Origin of the sequence: Proteus sp. GOKU (assembly GCF_015475555.1) — a bacterium.
GTDB classification, from domain to species: Bacteria; Pseudomonadota; Gammaproteobacteria; order Enterobacterales; family Enterobacteriaceae; genus Proteus; species Proteus mirabilis_B.
Window position 1 is genome coordinate 3,953,853 of record NZ_CP034105.1, and the last position, 22,204, is coordinate 3,976,056.

Sequence of the window (22,204 nt, forward strand, 5' to 3'; positions counted from 1 at the left end):
TGTTCTTCTCATTAACAGCGTGCTTTTTTATTGCCTTTTCCCTTGCTGAAGTAACTCTGAATCAATATCTTCAAAGATAGATTGCCATTCATTATCATCAATATCCATTAATCCAAAATAACGCAATAAAAAGGTGCCTTCTGTCGCTAAAAATGCCAATCGTGCACGTTTTCCAGCTTCTGTTGTTGTATCTACACCTGCTAATCGCTGTTGATACCACTCTTTGGTACTTTGTAGATATTCGGGAGTTTGTAGCAACGCCGCCATCAAACTAGCGCCTTTGGCAAAAGAGACTTTATCGTGATGATGTGTGGCATGGATATGTGCAGCGACACGATTGTCAGGGGAATTATCACTTTCAACTATCTTGTTAAATTGAGTTTCATAACTCTCTTCCCAGAAATCAAACATTGCATCAATCATCGCCTCTTTACTGCTAAAACAGTATTGAACGCCCCCTTTTGAGATCCCCATTTTTTTTGCAACAGTATCAATCGTTAACGCTGCCGCGCCTTGCTCCATCACAATATCGAAGATAGCTTCTAGCAGTTTTTCTCTATCAATAGTTCTTTGACGTCCCATAAAAAAACCTCTTTTCAATACGGTCGTATGGATTTATATTATAGCCGCTAGTAAAAATAATACACATAAAAATAACTGAGATTTCTATGATAAAAGATTATAAACGTTGGATAGTATTACTTTTGGTATCTAGCATGCTGTTTCTTATTGTTGTTGATGTAACAGTGCTTTATACCGCATTACCACGTTTAACTCATGATTTAAACGCAAGTGCATCAGAGAAACTTTGGATAATGAATGCTTATCCATTAATTGTTGCTGGATTATTACCCGCAGCAGGTATGCTCACAGATAGGATTGGTCATAAAACATTATTTATTAGTGGATTACCGCTATTTGCACTCGCTTCATTGTGCGCAGCATTTTCACCTTCGGCTACCGCTTTAATCGCTTCTCGGGGTTTTTTAGCTGTGGGCGCGGCAATGAGTATGCCAGCAACACTATCAATAGTGCGCCAAGTTTTTAGCGATCCACAAGAGCGTGCTATTGCTATCGGAATTTGGTCTGCTGTTGCCTCAGGCGGTGCGGCGTTAGGACCCTTAATTGGTGGTATTTTATTAAATAACTTTTGGTGGGGCTCCGTCTTTTTAATTAACGTTCCCATTGTTCTGTTTGTATTACCGTTTTCTTTTTGGCTTATCCCTAAGTTTTCAGGACATGGTGATCATAAAATTGATTATTTAAGCTCAGTACTGATTTTAGTGGGTTTGATCAGCGCCATTTATGCCTTAAAAGAGATAGGAAAACCTTATACACAGTGGAGTGAAGCCATGATTGCCACCGTGATTGCAGTGATCTTTCTCACTCTATTTACCTTACGTCAGCGTAAACAAACTCACCCAATGATTGATTTTGGGCTATTTAAAAACCGCTTTTTTAGTATTGGCATTTTAATGGCTGTGCTTTCTATGGTGATCATTGTAGGTATTGAATTACTGCTCAGCCAACGCTTACAGCTTGTCGCAGGTTTTACCCCACTTAATGCAGCGCTGGTGATTTTACCCATTCCTATTGGCTCCGTACTGGCTTCTCCATTGGCAGGTTATTTCTTGGTGCGTTTAGGCGAAATTCGCTTAATTATTGCCGGATTTATGCTGACTTTAGTGGGAAATCTGTGGCTAATTGCCGTTTATCAAACAACATCTCCAATGGTATTAATTGGTAGCTTATTCTTAATCGGCTTTGGCTTAGGTATTATTTTTACCACGGCATCGACGTCAATTATGTTGAGTGTGGCAGATAGACAAGCGGGAATGGCGGCATCAATTGAAGATGTAGCTTATGAGCTTGGTAGTGTGATTGGTGTGACATTTATGGGCAGTTTGATGAGTACGGTATACACCTTAAAACTGATGTTGCCCGATTCATTAACGGTTGATGATGCGGTATATGACAGTTTAGATGAAGCGTTGATTGTGGCAGAGAAATTACCCAATGACGTTGCTTCTCTTGTGATATCTCAAGCAAATTTAGCCTTTGAAAATGCCTTTTTCGTGGTATTAACCGCGACGGCAATTATTACCGCATTTAGCTTAGTGGCTCTGCCTTATTGCTTGCGTAATAAGGTACGAGAGTAAAATAGTTTTAATAATAACTATCTGCACATTTTTTGTAGAAATTAGAAAGTAAAAGGAGAGCTTACGCTCTCCTTTTCGGTATTTCTCTACGACAACAATTCTGTTGAAGGATTAGCCGCTGCCTAATCTACTGATATTTGCTCTTTACAAGCTGACCTCAGCCAGGTGCTTACGCGGGTCTCATCTGGATTTTGAGAGCGAGGAGACTCAAGCACACTCTGTGTCATCTTTATATCTTTTTATCTTGATATTATCAAGCCTTTGATTTTGCCGTTTCATTGAACTAAATAGACAAATAGCATGTATAACCGCATTAGGATATTGTTGTGCGATTATTTCTCTTGCTGTAATTAGTGTTGTTCCAGTCGCCATAAGATCATCAACAAGTAGTATTCTTATTCGTTTATAAGAGAGTGATAAGTGTTCATTTAAAATGAATGGTGGAAATATATCCCGATATTTCGTTGGAATTCCTTTTAGTGAAAAATTACCATTATTTCCAACCTCTTTTTCTTGTATTTTAATTTTAAATTCGAGGCTTTTAGCTTCTTTAACATTAACATTTGCACTATCAAGCAGTTGAAAAGCATTATTAACTGTAATTTTTCTTAGCGTATTAGTTAAATGTAACGCATTAAATTTTTTTGCCAACCGTTTTGCTATGATATAACTAATGTTATGAGCAGATGGTATTGATATTATTAATTGATATCCTTGTGATTCTAGCTTCATAATTTTAGTGCAAATTATTTCAAAACTATAATTAAGTTTTTTTATACTTGAAATATTTGTATATAAACCATTTTTTCCTTTTAATGCGTAAATTAAAGGACAGTTATCTCCCAAAAACCGCTGTTTTCTATTATGACTTTGTTTACCAGAAAGAAATTGTCGTTTAAAAACAGCATAAACTTTCAAGTCATTAGCATATTCAATGGTTGGATTTCCTTCTGGCTGGGTTATTAACCAATCAGAGCAATCATGTTTCACGATAACACACTGTTCTTTAATTATTAATCCCACAAATATATTCCATCTAAAAAGAGATGGCATTATAACAACGACAAGATAACAGGGCTATTTTATAAATAAAATATTTATTAAGAAGAATGATTTTACTTATTTAAATAAAATTAACTTCTAAATTAAAATAATAATATATCTATTTTTTAAAACTAATAACTTATCCGACTCATCCATTTTAAATTGAAATAATATAATTATTTTATTAAAACCTATCGATATCCAGTGCATCCATACTAAAGTGAGAAGGTGATTGTCCCATCTGTTTTTTAAACATCGTCGAGAATGAACCAGCGCTGTTATAACCCAAATCAAAGGCAATTTCGGTGATGCCGCGTCCCGATAAGATTTGTGTTAATGAATTCAATAAACAGACTTGTTGTCGCCATTGTGAAAATGACATTCCTGTTTGTTGGCGGAAAAAGCGGCTAAAAGAGCGCTCACTTTTATGTAATTTATCTGCCCACTGTTGCGGTAAAGAATCTATTTTTGGGTTACGAATAAAATCACGACATAATTTAGCTAATTTACTGTCTTGTGGAATAGGTGCAAAAAACGGTAACGGTTTTGCTTTCGCTAATTCACATAAGATTAACTGCATTAAAAGTCCATCTCGCCCTTTTTTATCATATTCTGCGGGCACATCTACGGCTTCAAGCAAGAGTTGGCGAAAAAGAGGGGAAACACTGACAACTTCACATTGTTTGCTATGACGAGGAGCAGCGGAAGGCTCGATATACAAGCTTCGAGTACTCACATCTAACATACGAGTTTCATGCCCAGTTTCTGGTGGGATCCACACACCACAAGACGGCGGAATGACCCACTCACCATCATCTGTGCTCACTTCAATTAAACCCGTTGCAGGGTATAAAAATTGGGCTCGGCGATGTTGATGCGTTTCTAACAACGTATTGGGCAAATAGTCTGTACCCAGCGCAATAACATCTCGGTCAAGTGAATCAACGCTTTTTAAAGGTACATTTCTCACAATTTGGGTCACTCTCTTTTTATTTTCGTTCTTTTAATATAGCAGTTATCCCACACTCTACACACTGGCAAATAATGACCTATATAATTAAAATCGTTATATATTTAAATAAACAACGAAAACACCTTATGTGAAATTTAAACCTTCTTGATATCTATTTAACAAACCCTATTAACAATCAAAAAACGAACTTTTAACACCCCTTGTAAATAGGCTGAAATTCGAATGTCATTGTCTGGTTTTAGAATGTTGGCAAAAGATTAATCAACTACTATCCCTCTCGCAGATGTTATTTCGAGCATTCTGCAATTATCTATGCATTCAATAATAATGCAGCGGATACCAGACATTCCCTTTATTCATAGCCTAGAAAAATCACGCACATTCTTTATATCAAGTATCGGGTATATCGGGATCCGCCTATTATGTTTAAGGTAGAGTTCATTATGAGCAATCAGTCCGATCACGATAGTGATACAAAGAGCATTCTCAACGATGTTAGCCGCCGTCACTTTATTCAAGCGAGCTCAGCATTAGTCACCCTTCCTTTTCTCGCATCAAACTCTTTTGCTGCGACAACAGATAACGCTATCCCAGTAAAATCAATAACAACCGAAGATGGTGAACGCGTTGTTTCAACTTGTAGTAGCTTTGACTGTGGCGGTAAATGTGACATTCGTGCCCATGTAAAAGACGGCAAAGTTACCCGTATTAGTACACGCCCAGATGCTGATTTAGATGAAGAAATGCCAATCATGCGTGCCTGTGTACGAGGCCGTGGTTATCGTAAATTTGTCTATCATCCAGACCGTTTAAAATATCCAATGAAACGCGTTGGTAAACGTGGCGAAGGCAAATTTGAACGCATCACTTGGGAAGAAGCAACCACCCTTATTGCACAAAATATGCAACGTATTAATCAGCAATATGGTCCTGCATCTCGCTTTGTGAGTTTAAGTACCGGTGTTACTGGCGGTATTTTCTCTGGTGCGAATATGTTACGTCGTCTGTTTAATATCACAGGCGGTTTTCTGGAAAACTATCACTCAGTCAGTAACGGTAATACCCTTGCGGTCACTCCTTATACTTACGGTACAGCCGCCAGTGGTAGCACACTCGATACGTTAGAAAATACGCCTCTTGTGATTTTATGGGGTCATAACCCTAACGAAACGATTTTTGGTCATTCAAACCATTTCTTCCAAAAAATGAAGAAAAACGGCACTAAATTTATTGTCGTTGACCCGCGTTATTCAGATACCGCTTCTTCTTTAGCTGATCAGTGGATCCCGTTACTGCCAACGACAGATAACGCGATGATGGATGCGATGATGTATGTCATCGTAAGCGAAAATCTGCACGATCAAGCCTTTATCGATAAATACACAGTTGGCTTTGATGAACACCAAATGCCTGAAGGTGTAGGTGAAAATGAATCTTTAGTTGCCTATTTAATGGGTAAAAAAGATGGTGTTAAGAAAACCCCAGAGTGGGCTGAAACCATCACTAAAGTCCCAGCAGATACCATTAAGCAATTAGCTCGTGAATATGCATCGACAAAACCGGCGGCATTAATGCAAGGCTGGGGTCCTCAACGTCATATTTGTGGTGAACGGACGGCGCGTGGTGCGACATTACTTGCGACTATCACTGGTAATGTCGGTGTTCGTGGTGGTTGGGCTGCGGGTTATGGCATGGCATTAAACTCTGAACTGCGTAAAACCATTGCAGGGCCAAGCCTATTAACTAACCCAGTAAAAGCGAAAATCAATATCACCAACTGGGTACAAGCGTGTGAAGATAAGAATTTAGTCACGCCACAAAATGGGTTACTGAACGCCGAGAAACTTGATACTGAAATCAAGATGATTTTCTCAATGGCGGGTAACTACATGACAAACCAAAATACCGATATTCTTCATGCTGCAAAAGTACTTGAAGATGAATCAAAAGTAGAATTTATCGTTTGTAGTGATCTCTATCTAACCCCAAGTGCAAAATACGCCGATATTTTACTGCCAGAAACCAGCTTCTTAGAACGCTGGAATATCGGTGGTACATGGAGCTATGGCGACTACATTATTCTTTCTGAAAAAGTGATTGAGCCTGAATTTGAGCGTCGAACTGACTACGATTGGTTACGTGAAGTTGCCGATAAATTAGGTGTAGGTGAGCAATTTAGCGAAGGCAAAGAGACTGACCGTGATTGGATTGAATATTTAGTTGATGACGCGAGTGTTAAACGCCCTGAAGACGGTATTCCAACCTTTAAAGAGTTATTAGTTAAACGTCGTCATCTATTAAAACATCGTCCACATACTCAAAATGTGGCGTTTGAGAAAAATATCCAAGATATCGAGAATAATCCATTCCCAACGCCATCAGGCAAAATTGAGATTTTCTCTAAGCGTTTATATGACATGAATAATGTCGATATTCCTGCGCTCTCTCACTATGTTCCCGCCATTGAAGGTCCTGAAGATACGTTAACAGATAAATTCCCGTTACAACTTATCACATGGAAAGGGCGTAACCGCGCAAACTCAACACAATTTGCCAACCCTTGGTTGCAAGAAGTACAGCGCCAAGAACTCTGGTTAAACCCGTTAGATGCTCAAGATAGAAACATCAAAGAAGGTGAGAAAGTCAAAGTCTATAACGATCGTGGGATCACGATGGTTCCCGTCAAATTAACACAACGAATTATGCCTGGTGTCGTCGCCCTGCAAGCAGGTGCTTGGTGGCAACCTGATGCAAAAGGCATAGATCAAGGTGGATGTGCCAACGTATTAACATCATCCCGTAGCACCGCAATGGCACACGGCAATGCTCACCAAACATTATTGGTCGAGGTAGCAAAAGCATGAGTAAATTTATCGTTTATCCCGCTGTGAGCAACAAACAGTTAGGGTTTTATATCGACAGCGCTCGCTGTTCAGGTTGTAAAGCGTGTCAGGTTGCTTGTAAAGATAAAAACAACCTCGATGTTGGACGCAAATTTCGTCGTGTTTATGAAATCACTGGCGGCGGTTATACCCGCAATCCTAAAGGTGCGCTGGTCAATAATGTCTTTGCTTACACGTTATCTATCTCTTGTAACCATTGTGATGACCCAATCTGCGTTAAAAACTGCCCAACAACAGCAATGCATAAGCGTGAAGGCGACGGCATTGTCATGGTAGATACAGACAAATGTGTCGGTTGTGGTGCTTGTGCGTGGTCTTGCCCTTACGGTGCGCCACAAATGAATCCAGAAACCAAACAGATGTCAAAATGCGACTTTTGCATCGATTTACAGCAAAAAGGTGAACAACCCGTTTGTGTTGCGACTTGTCCGTTAGGTGCAATCCAATTTGGTCCTATTGATGAACTGCGTGAACGCTATGGCGATTTAGATTATGTCACGGGTTTACCTTCCCCTGAAATAACGCATCCAAACCTTGTTATTAACCCACATCAGGGTGCCAATAATGACGGAATTAATAATAAGGGAGAAAGAAAATGAATGAATGGTCATTATTAATCTTCACATTTATGATGAATGCGACCATTGGTCTTGCGCTAACAACAGGGCTTTTTGCTCGTCGCCTTTCTCATTATCTCAATGCAGAAAGCTACTATCGTTTTATGCTGTTAGCCTTATTTGTTATTTGTGGATTAGCTGGTTTAGGCTCTATCGCTTCAATTACTCACTTAGGTGTGCCATTAAATGCCCCCAATGCCATTAGAAATGTTTTTTCTGCTTGGCTAAGTCGTGAAGTCGCCGTCACTGCTATTTTTGTCGGTTGTCTAGGATTAACCTTTTTATGGCTCTGGCGCACTCGCAAACTCTCAATGCTGTTATTAAGCACCAGCATTCTGATTGGATTATTTGATATTTATTGCATGGCATCGATTTACCGCCATACCTCCATTTTGACATGGATGGATCCTAATACTTACGTGATGTTCTTCGGTGCGATGTTAACACTTGGCGCGGCTATTTTCTTTTTGCTGATCAAAGTATTACAACGCGTAGGCAGTAAGTTAGGTATTGAAATACCCCAAGACTCTTTCCCAATGCGCTGGAAATGGCAATTATGGGGAATAATGGCATTTAGCTTAATTGGTCGATTACTGTATCAACCTTTTTATGAGCAATATTTAACTAGCACGTTATATAGCCAAAAATCGGTGACATTCCCGTTATCACCTATTCAAGTGTATTACTCCATTTGTTCATTACGTACTACATGCTGGATCTTAGCAACCTTTGCAGTATTGGCTTGTGGCTATAGTTTAGTGAAATTCCTAGCCCCTAAAAATCAAGGTAAAACAACCGAGTCTATTTTTGCACTTGGTTGCGTTATCGCGATTATCGCTGACTTTATGTTGCGTTATGTTTTCTACTCAATTCACTAATTGTAATTGAGCTTGTTGTTTAAATAATAAAAAACAAACCTCATTAATTGGGGTTTGTTTAAGGAAGTATCAAAAATTATGAGCAGACTCTCTTATTATGCGGCTGCATTTAATTTATTGGGAATTTGTTATTTATTCCCACCTGATGATGACACCAATAAAACGGCACTCAACTTTTTTAAAACTGGGGATTTTGCAGCACAGTGGCCTTGTAAAATTGAAAGCCGCTTGTGTGAACGTTTAATTGATTCTGTTTCTATCGATACAGAGCAATTAAAAACCCAATGGCAAAATCTTTTTGTTGGTCCTAATGCATTGCCAGCCCCCCCTTGGGGCTCAGTCTATTTAGATCCTGAAGGCTTATTACAAGGGGATTCTACCCTTGCACTGAGTGAGTTTTTAAAACGGGAACGCTTAAAAGTAAACACGCCTTTTCCAGAGCCTGTTGATCATATCGGTTTGATGTTATTTCAAGCTGCGGTATTAGCATCAGAAAACAGAGAAGAAGCGGTTAATGAATTATTATCCCTTCATTTGACCACATGGCTACCTCACTATTTAAATAAATTAAAAATGAGTGGGTATGGCCAATTTTATAGCACATTAACAGAACTGGTAACCATCACGGTGAACGCATTCAGAAAATAGAAATTTATTAACAACTTATCATCCTAACATAATTATTTAAGGTAATTTGGACCACGCACCCAAATTACCTTTTTTCGTTTAAGACATTTCTTTTTAAATTATGACGACTTTAATCCTAATCGTTTGGTTAAACGACGTAAGTTAGCGGGATCGAGTGATAATTCTCGCGCCGTTGCCGCCCAATTTTGGTTATTACGTAGCAATGCTTGTTTAATTAAATCTCGCTGAAATTCATCCGTTGCTTCTTTTAGATTTTTGTCTTCGGGAGGTAACGTTTGAGAGGTAGAGTGAACTGGATTTTCAGCCCCTAAAGCAAAATGGCTAACTTGTAAGATAAGGCTATCGGTTTTATTTCCAGCTCTTGCCAACACAATTGCTCGATGAATGGTATGTTCTAATTCACGCACATTGCCTGGCCAAGAATAGTGTAATAAATAAAGACGTAATTCAGGACTAATAATCACTTGCGTGAGATTAAAACGCTGACGATATTGCTCGCAGAAATAACCTACTAATAGCAAAATATCTTCATCTCTTTCTCGTAATGGCGGAACATGTAAAGGAAAAATGCTTAACCGATGGAAAAGATCGGCACGAAAATTTCCCGCTAATACTTCTTCCCATAAATCACGATTCGTTGCCGCTAATACACGCACATTAACGCGTAAATTACGATCATCACCAATACGTTGAATATCACCATATTGTAAGACACGCAGTAATTTAGCTTGGAGTGATAATGATAATTCGCCTATTTCATCAAGAAATAAAGTTCCATTATCTGCCATTTCAAATTTACCACTACGATGGCTAATTGCGCCGGTAAAAGCCCCCTTCACATGCCCAAATAATTCACTTTCTGCCACACTCTCAGGAAGTGCCGCGCAATTTAAATAGACTAACGGATTATCTGCACGATTAGACATTTCATGAATGGCTTTTACCACCAGCTCTTTACCCGTTCCCGTTTCTCCACTCACTAGAATATTCATATCTGCGGGGGCAACAATTTCTATCTCTTTTTTCAGTTGCATCATCGAAGGCGATAAACCAATAATTTCTGTTTTTACTGTAGGCTTAAACGTATTGGTTGGCGTAAATAACATATTTTGATTTTCGAGTTGCTCAATCAATAACGCATTATTTAATGCACCAGAGGTTAATGCAGCAATTAAACGTAATTCTTCATCACTAAAAGTATCGAACTGATGAGGGTCCATTCCATCAAGTGTTAACGTACCAATTAAATCTTGCCCTGCAAATAATGGTAATCCCACACAAGCATGAACTTTTAAATGCTCTCTATCTGGGATAAGTCCATCATAAGGATCGGGTAAATCGCTGTCCGCAGGGAAGCGAACCACGTCTCCCGCACGCGCAATAGTTTCAAGGCGAGGATGCCCTTCAAGTAAAAATCGACGACCTAAAACATCAGGTACAAGACCATCTATGGCTAATGGAATAAATTGATGAGGCTCATAACGAAGCAATGCGGCTGCATCGCAATTTAGCACTTGCCGAAGCGTGGTCACCAGTCGCTGAAACCTATCTTGATGACCCACATCTTTTTGTAACTCAATGGCAATTTTAGCCAGTACATCAACGGAAAAGCCCATAAAAACACCTCATAGTCATTATGACTGTTATTATGGTCATTTTGACATGATAAAGATAGTCATATTGACAATATTTAAATTACCACAAAAATAAAAAACCAGTTAAAACAACAAGATAAAAACTGGCACGCTTCTTGATTATATCTATACATATCCCTATGAAAAGATTAATGAGAAGGAACAATACAAAATGGCTATTCATGTTAAAAATAATGTTAATTGGGTTGGACAACGTGACTGGGAAGTTCGTGATTTTCATGGTACTGAATATAAAACATTATTAGGAAGTAGCTATAACAGCTACCTAATACGTGAAGAAAAGAATGTCCTTATTGATACAGTTGACCATAAATTTAGTCGCGAGTTTGTACAAAATTTACGAGCTCAAATTAATCTGGAAGAGATTGATTACATTATTATTAATCATGCAGAAGAAGATCATGCTGGCGCACTTACTGAGCTGATGTCTTTTATTCCTAATACCCCAATTTATTGCACAGCAAATGCGATTGATTCAATCAATGGTCATCACCATCACCCTGAATGGAATTTTAATATCGTTAAAACAGGCGATAGCCTTGATATTGGCAATGGTAAGCAATTGATTTTTGTTGAAACGCCAATGCTACATTGGCCTGACAGCATGATGACCTATTTAACGGGTGACGCGATTTTATTTAGTAATGATGCCTTTGGTCAGCACTATTGTGATGAACGTTTATTTAACGATGAAGTTGACCAAACAGAATTATTTGAGCAATGCCAACGCTATTACGCCAATATATTGACACCATTTAGCCGCCTTGTAACACCCAAGATTAATGAAATTTTAGGCTTTAATTTACCTGTCGATATGATTGCCACTTCTCACGGCGTAGTATGGCGTGATAATCCAACACAAATCGTTGAATTATATCTAAAATGGGCAGCAGACTATCAAGAAGATCGCATCACTATTTTCTATGACACCATGTCTAACAATACCCGTATGATGGCAGATGCCATTGCACAAGGTATCAATGAAATTGATCCTAACGTGTTTGTAAAAAGCTATAACGTCGCCAAAAGTGATAAAAATGACATTATCACCAGTGCATTTCGTTCTAAAGGCGTGCTTGTTGGCTCATCAACAATGAATAATGTCATGATGCCAAAAATTGCCGCCATGCTTGAAGAGATGACGGGCTTACGTTTTCGTAATAAAAAAGCCGCTGCTTTTGGGAGTTATGGTTGGAATGGTGGTGCCGTTGACCGTATTCAAACCCGCTTAATGGATGCTGGATTTGAAACCGCACTAGCGCTAAAAACCAAATGGCGTCCAGACATGCAAGCACAAGAGATTTGTCGTGAGTATGGCCGTGAAATTGCACGTCAATGGGCTTTAGCGCCACTTCCTGCGACCCAATCTTGTTGTACAACCTCATCACAACCTGAAGTTACCACAAGTGTTGAAGCTATCGATTTAGGTCCACGTATGCAATGTAGTGTGTGCCAATGGATTTACGATCCGGCAATAGGTGAACCAATGCAAAATGTTCAACCTAATACGCCGTGGAGCGAAGTGCCTGATAGCTTCTTATGTCCTGAATGCTCATTAGGAAAAGATGTCTTTGATGCGCTTGCAAAGGAGGCAAAATGAGTACAGATCTTCTCAATAATGGGATTGTGATTATTGGTGCGGGGTTTGCTGCGCGCCAATTAGTCAAAAATATTCGCAAATTTAATGCAGATATTCCCATTACCCTTATTGCCTCAGACAGCATTGATGAATATAACAAGCCGGATTTAAGCCATGTTATTAGTCAGGCTCAAAATGCGGATGATCTAACAAAACAAACAGCTGAAGACTTTGCGCAACAATATCAACTAGCCATTTATCCTTATACACAAATTGTTGATATTAATACGGATGAAAAACGTATTCAGAGCACTCAAGGTGAGCAATGGTATTACGATAAATTGGTATTAGCGACTGGCGCTAAAACTTATTGCCCTGCTATTTCGGGCCATGAGTTAATGTTTACGCTTAATAGCCAACAAGAATATCGAACTTATGAAGCACAAATTCATCAAGCTAAGCGCGTATTAATTTTAGGTGCAGGTTTAATTGGTACTGAATTAGCGATGGACTTTAGTCGGGCAGGTAAAGAAGTGATCCTTGCAGATATTTCAGGACAATTATTATCTTCCCTGATCCCCTCCGATCTCAGTGGACGCTTGCAATCTAGCCTCACTGAAATTGGTGTGCGATTAATGCTGAAATCACCATTACAGTCATTAACACAAACTGATAACGGTATTTTAGCGACATTTAACCAGCATCATCAATTAACCGTTGATTGTGTTATTGCTGCCACAGGACTCACGCCAAATATAGAGCTTGCCCATCTTGCAGGTTTGCATACTGATCGTGGGATTATTGTGAATGAATATCTACAAAGCAGTAATAGCGATATTTATGCCTTGGGCGATTGTGCACAAATCAACGGTAATTTATTACCCTTTTTACAGCCAATACAATTAAGTGCGATGCATTTAGCAAAATCACTTGTGGGCGAAAACAATGCACCTCTTAATTTACCACCGATGATTATTCGGGTGAAAACACCGTTAATGCCACTACATCTTGCCGGTGAAACTGCTCGTAATGACTTAACGTGGAATATTAATACAACACAATCGGGTGTTATCGCCAAAGGCTTTGATGAAAACGACGTATTACGCGCCTTTGTGGTCACAGAAGAGCAAGTAAAAGAAGCTTTTGCATTATTAAGAACGCTGTCCGCTTAATTTAAACAGTGATATCGCTAAACAAAATCAGCAACGCTATAACTTGAATAGTGATATCCCTAAACAAAGCCAGCAACGCTGCAACTTGAAATATGACGAGTAGGTACTCTAAATAATTCGAGGTGCAGCTAGGCGACAAGTGAATGAGTTGCTAGGAGCACACATAAGTATGTGACTAGTGCGAATGAATGCAGTCAACAACGCTACAACTTGAAGTATGACGAGGAAACACTCTAAATAATTCGAGGTGCAGCTAGGCGACAAATGAACGAGCCGCTAGGAGCATACAATAGTATGTGACTAGTGCGAATGAATGCAGTCAACAACGCTGCAACTTGAAGTATGACGAGGAAATTATGAACTTACGTGATCAACCTTTAGGCCAACTGGCTCTCTCTATTTCTGGCGCCAGTGCCATATTCCGCCAATATAACCTCGACTTCTGCTGTGGAGGAAAAAGAACATTAAGCAAATCTGCGGAGAAAGCAGGACTCAACATTGATGAAATTGAAAGTAAATTAATTGCCCTTTCAGAACAGCCATTAGAAAAAGATTGGCGACAAGCACCATTGAGTGAAATTATTGATTTTATTATTGTTCGTTATCATGACAAACACAGAGCACAATTACCGGAGCTTATTCTACAAGCAGAAAAAGTAGAACGAGTTCATGAAGCAAAACCGACTGTCCCTAAAGGGTTATCTCGCCAATTAACACTATTATTAGAAGAGCTAACAAGCCATATGATGAAAGAGGAACGTATTCTCTTTCCTATGATAAAGAATGGATTGGGAAGCCAAGCTGGGGCTCCTATTAGTGTTATGGAACACGAACATGATGATGCAGGTGAAATTGTTGAAGTGATTAAATTTATTACCAAAAACGTCACACCACCACCTGAAGCCTGCACCACATGGCGAGTACTTTATAATGGTATTAATGAGTTTATTGACGATTTAATGAATCATATTAGCTTAGAAAACAACTTATTATTTCCAAGAGCATTAGCGGGTGAATAAGAGTTCACATACAGGGGATTTTATCATCCCCTGCTATTTTATAGTGGTCCGTAAAACCTACCGCTCACCTTGAGTATCTATTAACAAACGCTGATTTATATATTCGATCGTCTCGTCTATCGTCATAATATTATTAACGACATTAGTAATACCTTGCCCAATAATCGTTTCTGCTTGGCGTAAATTAAATAATTTGCCATTTGGTACTGATGATTCTCGTATTCCCTTATTAATTTCTTGATAAGCCAATGTCATCCACGGATAACGATGGCTAATTTCTTGGTTATGACTGAAATTTTGATGATTACTGTTTCCACCTAATAAAATTAGGTGATCCATAACCATTGGGGAATAAAGCCAACGATAAAATTGCTCTGCATATTGTGATTTTTGGCTATAACGCGAAACCCCTAATACGCCACCGCCTAATTGCGGAATACTTCCCGGTACAGGTGCAAAACCTGTTTTAGGTAAAATATTGCTATGAGCAACATCGTTAAATAAATTCATATAAGCGATAAGCATAGCGAGATGCCCTTGCTCAAATTGTCTAACCGACTCACTCCACCACTTATTATGAATATTCTCCGTGATCGACAACTGTTTTAAATATTCTTCTAATATTTCACCTGCTAAAGGCATTTCCAATCTAGGAATATTATGACTTCCTATTAAACACCCGCCTTTTGCGTAATAACGTAATAAATACTCTGTTGCGATCAGCCCTGCACTACCCAATGTTGTTGAAGCTCCCATTGGACGACTTAATTGTCCTTCTTCATGTTGTTCAGTAAAAAACTGCGTCACATTATCGTATTCTTCAAATGTTGTCGGTACGGTTAACTCATTACCTGTTTTTTCGTAATACATTCTTTTTAAAATAGGATCTTCAAACAAATCTTTCCGATAAAACAAAAGTTGCGCACTGGCATCAAAAGGCATGGCGTAAGCAACATTATTCACTAAACTAAATTTCTGCTGAGTAGGCAGTGAAAAATTATTTAATAAGTCTGTTAATCCGTTACCGATTTTATCTAATGGCCGTAATATTCTTTCTGCAAACCAAGGAAAACAAGCCATATCAATACGCAATAAATCATAATATGGGTGCAAATGTAACTGACTTAATATTTGATAAACTTCATCGTAAGGGTGTATCGCTAAATTAACTTTAATGCCTGTTTGGCGATAAAAATGAGGTAATAGCTTTTTTAATGCACTGGTTGAAGGGCTAGGTAAAATCAGTAAATTAAGACTGATATCCGCTTTATCTTCACTGATAACTGCCGGAGTTAAAGTATAAAGATGGTCACTTTGATTACGCACACAAGTCACATTCTTTTCAGTTATTTCACCTTCATCTTCTTCTTGCATTAATGCATCCATGACTTCTAACCCAAGTTGAGCGTAATTCATTGGAAAGTAATACAACCCTTTTAGTACAGGTGGAATATTGTCGCTCAATGCAAAAATAGGAGGGCAATCATAATGGCTACCGAAATAACTGGCTTGTGTTAAATAACGTGCTTTCTCTATATCTTGAGCAATAAATATGTCTGGGATTTGCTCCATAGAAAAGAAATCAAACGCAATTTTATAACTCTCTTCATCTGACGCACAAAGCACCACATTTTTCTTATTGGGTGCCTTCTCTAAAAGTCGATTTTGTAATTCATTGGCAAAGTTTTGATTATTTAAATAGTCGCTACTTCCCATAAAAATACCCACTAATTTACCTGTCGTTTTTGCAATCTGTTGGCAAATAGCTTCTGCTGCTTGAGCAAAATCGAGTGTGAAATATCGTTGAGTATTTAGAGGTTCACGATAAACAAATGCAACTTGAGAAGGCGGTAATTTTAACGTGTCAAAATAGATATTTGCATCTTTGAGACAGCTAACAGTGATCACTTGTTTATAGCCACCTGCTGCAATTTTCTGTAACGCCTCTAATTCTGTAGTTTCAAGATCATCAGTTAAAAAAAGATCGTAAGTGACCTCAGGAAAGTGAGCAATAGACTGTCTTAAGGAATTAAAGAAAACGGCATATTTTTCAGAGACTAATTGAGGTAGAAGTATGGCAATTTTATGGCTTTTATTGGTTCTTAACAGTTGAGCCTGCGTATTTAATTGATAGCCCATTTTTTTGGCGGCTTGATACACAGCTTCAATTTTCTCAACACTCACATTTCCACGTTTATTCAATACGTTAGAAACTGTTCCATGAGAGACACCCGCTAATTTTGCAATATCTTTAATCGTTGCCATTGACCTTTTTCCATCTCAATTTCTGCTTTCACTAGCATACCTGAATTATTTATCGCGACTACTGCTAATTGATTTGAACGTTCCATTTTTAATTTGTTTATAAAACAAGCGTTTATTACTTATCAAAAATAAATGATTATCAATATCAATTAAAAGCTATATCAATATTAATCAATATGATAAGAAATTTAATTTGAATGAGATCACTGATCTGATCTTCATTTATTGGCAAATGATTTTCATCATTTTATTATTGGAACGTTCAAATTAATCTATAACTTATAGATAGCCAACACCAGATAATTAATAAAATCATAATAAAACAATAGGATAAGGGGATTTCTTATGAAACTTCATTTTTTAGGGACGGCTGCCTCAGAAGGCATACCCAATCCCTTCTGCCGTTGTGAACACTGCCTGAAAGCAAGAGAACTGGGTGGGAAAGATATCAGAACTCACTCTTCTGCCATTGTCGATGACATTATGTTAATCGACGTATCACCTACATTTAGTTACCAATTAATGCGTGATGGAATGGATGCTACCAACTTTGAAAGCCTTCTGTTCACTCACACTCACCCAGATCATTTCAATGTTGGCGATTTGTTTAGCCGAATGGAAGGTTATGGTTTTGAAATTAACCATCCTCTTCATATTTTTGGTAATGATCGCGCGATTAATGGTTGTATCGAAGTTTTACCTGGTTACAGCAAAGAGCGTTTTGCTTTTCACTGCTTAATTCCTTTTGTTACTGTTGAAAGAAATGGCTATAAAATTACACCATTACTCGCTAATCATGCGAAATGGGAACTTTGCTATGTTTATCATATTGAGAAAGATGGCAAGGTTATTTTCTATGGACATGATTCTGGTTGGTTCCCTGAATTAACATGGAAATGGTTAGAAAATAAACCACTAGATATCGTTGTTTTTGAATGTACTTATGGACTCAATGGTAAAGATCGTACCGATAATCATATGAGCCTAGAAACGGTATTTGCAGCGAAAGAAAAACTGCAACAGCAAGGTTGTTTACATCAAGATACACAAATTGCCGTTTCGCATATTTCACATAGCGGCAAATTGCTTCATCACGAATTAGAAGCTGTTTGTGCTCCTCATAATATCCGCGTTGCCTACGACGGATTAACGTTAGAAACAAATTAAGAGGAGAACGATGATGGATATGAAAATAACCTCTCGCTTACTGATAATGATGTTTGTGCAATATTTCATGCAAGGTGCGTGGAATATGACTATGGGGCTGGTATTAAGTAGCTATGGTATGGCAAGCATTATTGGTAATGCCTACGCTTTATTAGGTGTCGCTACCATTATCTCCCCATTATTTATTGGTATGGTGGCTGACCGTTTCTTTGCTTCACAAAAAGTCATGGGCATCCTTCATTTAATTAATGCCGCAGTCATTATTTGTGTTCCTCAATTTATTGAAGCACAAAACAGTGGCATGACTTTATTCTTAATTTTCATTATTGGATTATTATTTTATCCAACAACTGCGCTTTCAAATAGTATTAGTTTCTCCCATATTAATGGCGTGAAATATTTCCCTATTATTCGTGTATTCGGTACGTTTGGTTTTATGGCTATCGGATTTATATTAGGTGAAATGGGCTTCTCTGGTAGTACGATGACTTGGTATATCGCTTCTGCTGTGGGTGTTTTACTTGGTTTCTACTGCTTTACCTTACCTAACACGCCACCGAAAGCAAAAGGTAAGCCATTCTCTACTCGTGATATTTTATGTTTAGATGCGCTTTCATTATTTAAAGATCGTTATTTCGCTATCTTAATGTTTAGTATCTTTATTTTAATGATCCCAAAAACAGCTTACTCCGCTTATATTCCCGTTTTTATTAAAGCATTAGGTTTTAATAACGCGGCGTCTATTATGCAAATAGGTATAGCCTGTGAAGTTCTGTTTATGTTCGTATTGTCATTCTTCTTAATGAAGTTTGGCTTCAAAATTACATTACTTTTAGGTGCTGTTAGCTGGATCATTCGCTCAATATTCTTCTCTTATGCCGCGGTAAATACAGAGTTTTATTTTATCGTTATCGGATTAATGTTACAGGGATTATGTTGGGACTTCTTCTTTACTGCTGGTGATATCTATGTTGACCGCAAAGCCAAACCGGAAATACGTGCTCAAGCACAAGGCCTACGCTTTATTGTCTCTAATGGTTTCGGCTTATTATTTGCTTCCACTATTTGTGGTCAAATCTTTAATTCAACCGTAACAGAAACAGGTGATGCTGCATTACCACAGTGGTCAACATTCTGGATATATCCAGCAATCGTTGCCGCCGTTGTCACCCTATTCTTTATCTTCTTCTTTAAAGATGATGTGAGTAAAAAGAAAAATAACGAAGACAAGAAAGCACCAGAAGGTGCAGTAACTCCTTAGTCTTAGAATAATAGGCCAACGTTAGGAGCAAACCGTGGACGCATTAATTCAGTTTGTTGGCAGCATTGGCCCTTTATCACTATCAAGTATCGCTAAATTACTGGCCGCCTTTATTTTGGGTGGCCTTATTGGCTTAGAGCGTGAATCAAAGGGAAAACCTGTCGGTTTTAAAACCTGTGTCATTATTGCCGTTGCCAGTTGTTTATTAACCATTGTCTCTATTCAATCTGCAGAATATTACGCCAATATTTCAGACAATATTCGTAGTGATCCCATGAGATTAGCGGCACAAATTATCAGCGGTGTCGGCTTTCTTGGCGCTGGCGTTATATTACATCGACGTGATGATGCAATTTCAGGTCTGACGACCGCAGCCATAGTATGGGCTTCAGCAGGTGTGGGTATTGCTTGTGGTTCAGGTTTTTATTGGCATGCCATGATTGTGACTGTTCTCTTTTTTATGGCTATTCAACTTAGCCCGCAAGTGGTGCTATTTCAGATGAAAAACCAACGCTTAGGTAAGATTAAAGTGCGCATGTTATTTACTCATGAAAGCGGTGTTCCTCTTTTAATTGAGTATTTAAAAAGCCATAAAGATGTCATTGAGAATCTGACTATTCGCGATATTAAAAAAGAGCGCGTTGAAGTGAACTTGAAACTGTTAGTTCGGCAAAAAATTACCTTACCCGAATTTTATTGCTCATTAAAACAGCTTGAACATGTTCATTCTGTTTCTTTGGATCATTAATATACTCAAAAAATAAAAAGTGCGCTTTATCTAAGATAACTGCGCACTTTTTTATTATTTTGATGATCGATTAATTGTCTTATTAAGGATTTTTCACGACTAACGGATTACCAAAACGTTCTAAATACATCATGCCAAAGATTGTTGAAGCATAGTCTGTAATATGTCCTACATCACGATAAACTGGCACACCTTCTATATCGGTTAGACAGACATTTTTATCACACTGCACGTCTTTAGGGTCGATGATAATTAAAGTCGGATAGTCCTTTTTTAACTTGGCAAATAACTGGTTCATCCATGTGTTTCCCTCACCTTTATAGTTTTTTGGGTTACAGTTATTATCTGCAAAATCCTTTCTTAATTTTGCATTTTCATAAAAACAGGTCATAAAACCACTTGGCATAGAATTGACTGTTTTAATAAAAACAGGTTTAGCGCCCGTGGCAATAATCATATCAAGAGCTTCACGCATCGCTTTCTCAACACGTTTGCGAGACTCTTCAACGGTTCTAACATCACCTATCTTATTAATGACATGATTTGACGCGTAGTTATTCCAAACTTGCCCAAATATTACATAATCGAAGTGGCTATTCTTGATAAGTTGATAATATTTCGCCGTTTGATCGTAACAACGTTGATAAACTGTATTTTTATGATTAGACCAGTCATAAAGATAAATATTAGGAAGCGTAATACACGATGAAGTTGCTTGTGCATATACATCTATCTTGGCGTCTTTACCCAAAATATCCATAAAGCCCCAATAATGATTTGCATGAGAATCACCAAATAAAAAGGCTTTTTTCTGACTTCCTACTTCACCAATATGGCACATTTTATCTGGATCAGTGGCTTCAAAATTCATACATTTAGTTCGATTGGGATAATCAAACTGATTCAATTTTTCTTCTAAATTAACGTAATTTTGACCAAGCCTTGCTCCAATACCTTGATATTTTTCATTCAATGCATTTAGCCCAAAAGCAAATAAAATAGGAATAATTAATAAGAGAGTGATGGAATATTTAAAGGCTAAGCGCTTTCTTCTAAACGGTTTTTCAATCAGAAAATAAGAGCTAATCGATAGCAATAAGGTTAATGCTAACATCGATCCCTTTTGCAGTTCTGTATTAAACACACCAATATAACGTGCAACTGCAAATAATGGCCAATGCCATAAATAGAGAGAGAAAGATAATAACCCGATAATCACGATTGGCTTTAGTGAGAGTATTTTTTCAATAATGCTTCCATGTTGTCCGGTATAAATGATTAGCGCAGCACCAAGACAAACATACAACGTATTAAGGTTCGGATAACCTGCAATAATATCGTTTTGAAATGCAACCCAAACAATAACACCTAACGCAATTAAGCTAATAACGTCATTTATTCTTTGATTAGGTTTTATCTTTGTTGGGAAGTAGGCAACACAAGCTCCCAACATAAATTCGAATATCCGCGTACTAAAATAGTAGTAGTTTTTCGGTTGATCTTTTTGGTAATAAAACACCAGAATAAATGAAATAGCAGTGACTAACACCACTAGATAAAAATGATTAATCCTTTCTTTTGCATTGATTTTATGTAGAAAATAAAGTGCAAAAGGTAAAAAAAGATACCATTGCCACTCTATCGCTAAAGACCATGTATGCAATAACGGTAAAAAGAGTGCATCTTGCGCTGCATAGCTGGTTGTCGCTCTCGCAAAATATTTATTAGAGAGAAAGGCTGAGGCATATTTCTCGCTATTTGTAATATCTAAATAATCACTAGGTAGGTAAAAAAGCCCAGAAATCACTAGAACTGAAATTAATACAACAAGATAAAGTGGTTGTAATCGCCATAATCGACGATTATAAAAATCACGAAATGAAAAATTACCTTGTGACAATGAAGTTTTAATTATCAGCGAAATCAAAAAACCAGAGATCACAAAAAAAATATCAACACCAATAAACCCAGACGGAATTAAGCGATTATCCAAATGAAAAAGGATAACCAGAATAACAGCGACCGCTCTTAAACCATCTACATCAGCACGATATTTGACATTCATAATCCAAACACATAATCCGAATAAAAAGAATCGCTGGATTATATACTAATT

Annotated in this window: 17 protein-coding genes; 11 read left to right on the top strand and 6 right to left on the bottom strand. The window is 37.9% G+C overall.

Annotated elements, in window-relative coordinates; all coding sequences use genetic code 11:
* Positions 1 to 27 precede the first annotated feature (27 nt).
* Positions 28 to 582, bottom strand: a complete 555-nt coding sequence (locus tag EHE21_RS18065) for a TetR/AcrR family transcriptional regulator (protein ID WP_194951447.1) — start codon at positions 580 to 582, stop codon at positions 28 to 30.
* A gap of 86 nt (positions 583 to 668) precedes the next feature.
* Here EHE21_RS18065 and EHE21_RS18070 point away from each other — a divergent pair, with 86 nt between their 5' ends.
* Positions 669 to 2,159 carry an MFS transporter gene (locus EHE21_RS18070; protein WP_194951448.1) on the top strand — a complete coding sequence of 497 codons (1,491 nt, stop codon included), beginning with the start codon at positions 669 to 671 and terminating at the stop codon, positions 2,157 to 2,159.
* Positions 2,160 to 2,366: 207 nt separating this feature from the next.
* Here the strand turns inward: EHE21_RS18070 and EHE21_RS18075 are convergent, their stop codons facing one another.
* A complete protein-coding gene (locus tag EHE21_RS18075; protein ID WP_194951449.1) occupies positions 2,367 to 3,182 on the bottom strand; it encodes a phosphoribosyltransferase in 816 nt (271 codons plus the stop codon).
* A gap of 205 nt (positions 3,183 to 3,387) precedes the next feature.
* The gene (locus EHE21_RS18080; protein WP_088495979.1) at positions 3,388 to 4,173 is read right to left on the bottom strand and encodes an AraC family transcriptional regulator; all 786 of its coding nucleotides are present in this window, start codon (positions 4,171 to 4,173) and stop codon (positions 3,388 to 3,390) included.
* Positions 4,174 to 4,619: 446 nt separating this feature from the next.
* Between EHE21_RS18080 and EHE21_RS18085 the strand changes: the two genes are divergently transcribed.
* The 4 genes from EHE21_RS18085 (at position 4,620) to dmsD (ending at position 9,222) form a co-directional block, all read left to right on the top strand.
* The gene (locus EHE21_RS18085) at positions 4,620 to 7,040 is read left to right on the top strand and encodes a DMSO/selenate family reductase complex A subunit (protein ID WP_194951450.1); all 2,421 of its coding nucleotides are present in this window, start codon (positions 4,620 to 4,622) and stop codon (positions 7,038 to 7,040) included.
* Positions 7,037 to 7,678: a DMSO/selenate family reductase complex B subunit gene (locus EHE21_RS18090; RefSeq protein ID WP_075673997.1), complete on the top strand. Its 642-nt coding sequence runs from the start codon at positions 7,037 to 7,039 to the stop codon at positions 7,676 to 7,678. The genes EHE21_RS18085 and EHE21_RS18090 overlap by 4 nt, the downstream gene beginning before the upstream one ends.
* The gene (locus EHE21_RS18095) at positions 7,675 to 8,574 is read left to right on the top strand and encodes a dimethyl sulfoxide reductase anchor subunit family protein (protein ID WP_194951451.1); all 900 of its coding nucleotides are present in this window, start codon (positions 7,675 to 7,677) and stop codon (positions 8,572 to 8,574) included. The genes EHE21_RS18090 and EHE21_RS18095 overlap by 4 nt, the downstream gene beginning before the upstream one ends.
* Before the next feature lie 78 nt (positions 8,575 to 8,652).
* Positions 8,653 to 9,222: a Tat proofreading chaperone DmsD gene (gene dmsD, locus EHE21_RS18100; RefSeq protein WP_194951452.1), complete on the top strand. Its 570-nt coding sequence runs from the start codon at positions 8,653 to 8,655 to the stop codon at positions 9,220 to 9,222.
* Positions 9,223 to 9,320: 98 nt separating this feature from the next.
* Here dmsD and norR read toward each other — a convergent pair whose 3' ends face one another.
* A complete protein-coding gene (gene norR, locus EHE21_RS18105; protein WP_194951453.1) occupies positions 9,321 to 10,838 on the bottom strand; it encodes a nitric oxide reductase transcriptional regulator NorR in 1,518 nt (505 codons plus the stop codon).
* 190 nt (positions 10,839 to 11,028) lie between these two features.
* Here norR and norV point away from each other — a divergent pair, with 190 nt between their 5' ends.
* The 3 genes from norV (at position 11,029) to ytfE (ending at position 14,647) form a co-directional block, all read left to right on the top strand.
* Positions 11,029 to 12,477: an anaerobic nitric oxide reductase flavorubredoxin gene (gene norV / locus EHE21_RS18110; RefSeq protein ID WP_194951454.1), complete on the top strand. Its 1,449-nt coding sequence runs from the start codon at positions 11,029 to 11,031 to the stop codon at positions 12,475 to 12,477.
* The gene (gene norW / locus EHE21_RS18115; protein ID WP_194951455.1) at positions 12,474 to 13,628 is read left to right on the top strand and encodes an NADH:flavorubredoxin reductase NorW; all 1,155 of its coding nucleotides are present in this window, start codon (positions 12,474 to 12,476) and stop codon (positions 13,626 to 13,628) included. Before norV ends, norW begins: the two co-directional genes overlap by 4 nt.
* A gap of 356 nt (positions 13,629 to 13,984) precedes the next feature.
* A complete protein-coding gene (gene ytfE / locus EHE21_RS18120; RefSeq protein WP_194951456.1) occupies positions 13,985 to 14,647 on the top strand; it encodes an iron-sulfur cluster repair protein YtfE in 663 nt (220 codons plus the stop codon).
* Positions 14,648 to 14,704: 57 nt separating this feature from the next.
* Here the strand turns inward: ytfE and EHE21_RS18125 are convergent, their stop codons facing one another.
* Positions 14,705 to 16,912, bottom strand: coding sequence for an extracellular solute-binding protein (locus tag EHE21_RS18125; RefSeq protein ID WP_194951457.1), 2,208 nt, complete (start codon positions 16,910 to 16,912; stop codon positions 14,705 to 14,707).
* Between the two features lie 345 nt (positions 16,913 to 17,257).
* On the opposite strand from EHE21_RS18125, the gene EHE21_RS18130 reads away from it, so the two are divergent.
* The 3 genes from EHE21_RS18130 to EHE21_RS18140 are packed head-to-tail and all read left to right on the top strand — an operon-like array spanning position 17,258 to position 20,088.
* Positions 17,258 to 18,079, top strand: a complete 822-nt coding sequence (locus EHE21_RS18130) for an MBL fold metallo-hydrolase (RefSeq protein WP_006534465.1) — start codon at positions 17,258 to 17,260, stop codon at positions 18,077 to 18,079.
* A gap of 13 nt (positions 18,080 to 18,092) precedes the next feature.
* Positions 18,093 to 19,340 carry an MFS transporter gene (locus tag EHE21_RS18135; RefSeq protein ID WP_194952716.1) on the top strand — a complete coding sequence of 416 codons (1,248 nt, stop codon included), beginning with the start codon at positions 18,093 to 18,095 and terminating at the stop codon, positions 19,338 to 19,340.
* Positions 19,341 to 19,374: 34 nt separating this feature from the next.
* A complete protein-coding gene (locus EHE21_RS18140; protein WP_088494251.1) occupies positions 19,375 to 20,088 on the top strand; it encodes an MgtC/SapB family protein in 714 nt (237 codons plus the stop codon).
* 82 nt (positions 20,089 to 20,170) lie between these two features.
* Here EHE21_RS18140 and EHE21_RS18145 read toward each other — a convergent pair whose 3' ends face one another.
* A complete protein-coding gene (locus EHE21_RS18145) occupies positions 20,171 to 22,153 on the bottom strand; it encodes an acyltransferase family protein (protein ID WP_194951458.1) in 1,983 nt (660 codons plus the stop codon).
* Between the last annotated feature and the right edge of the window lie 51 nt (positions 22,154 to 22,204).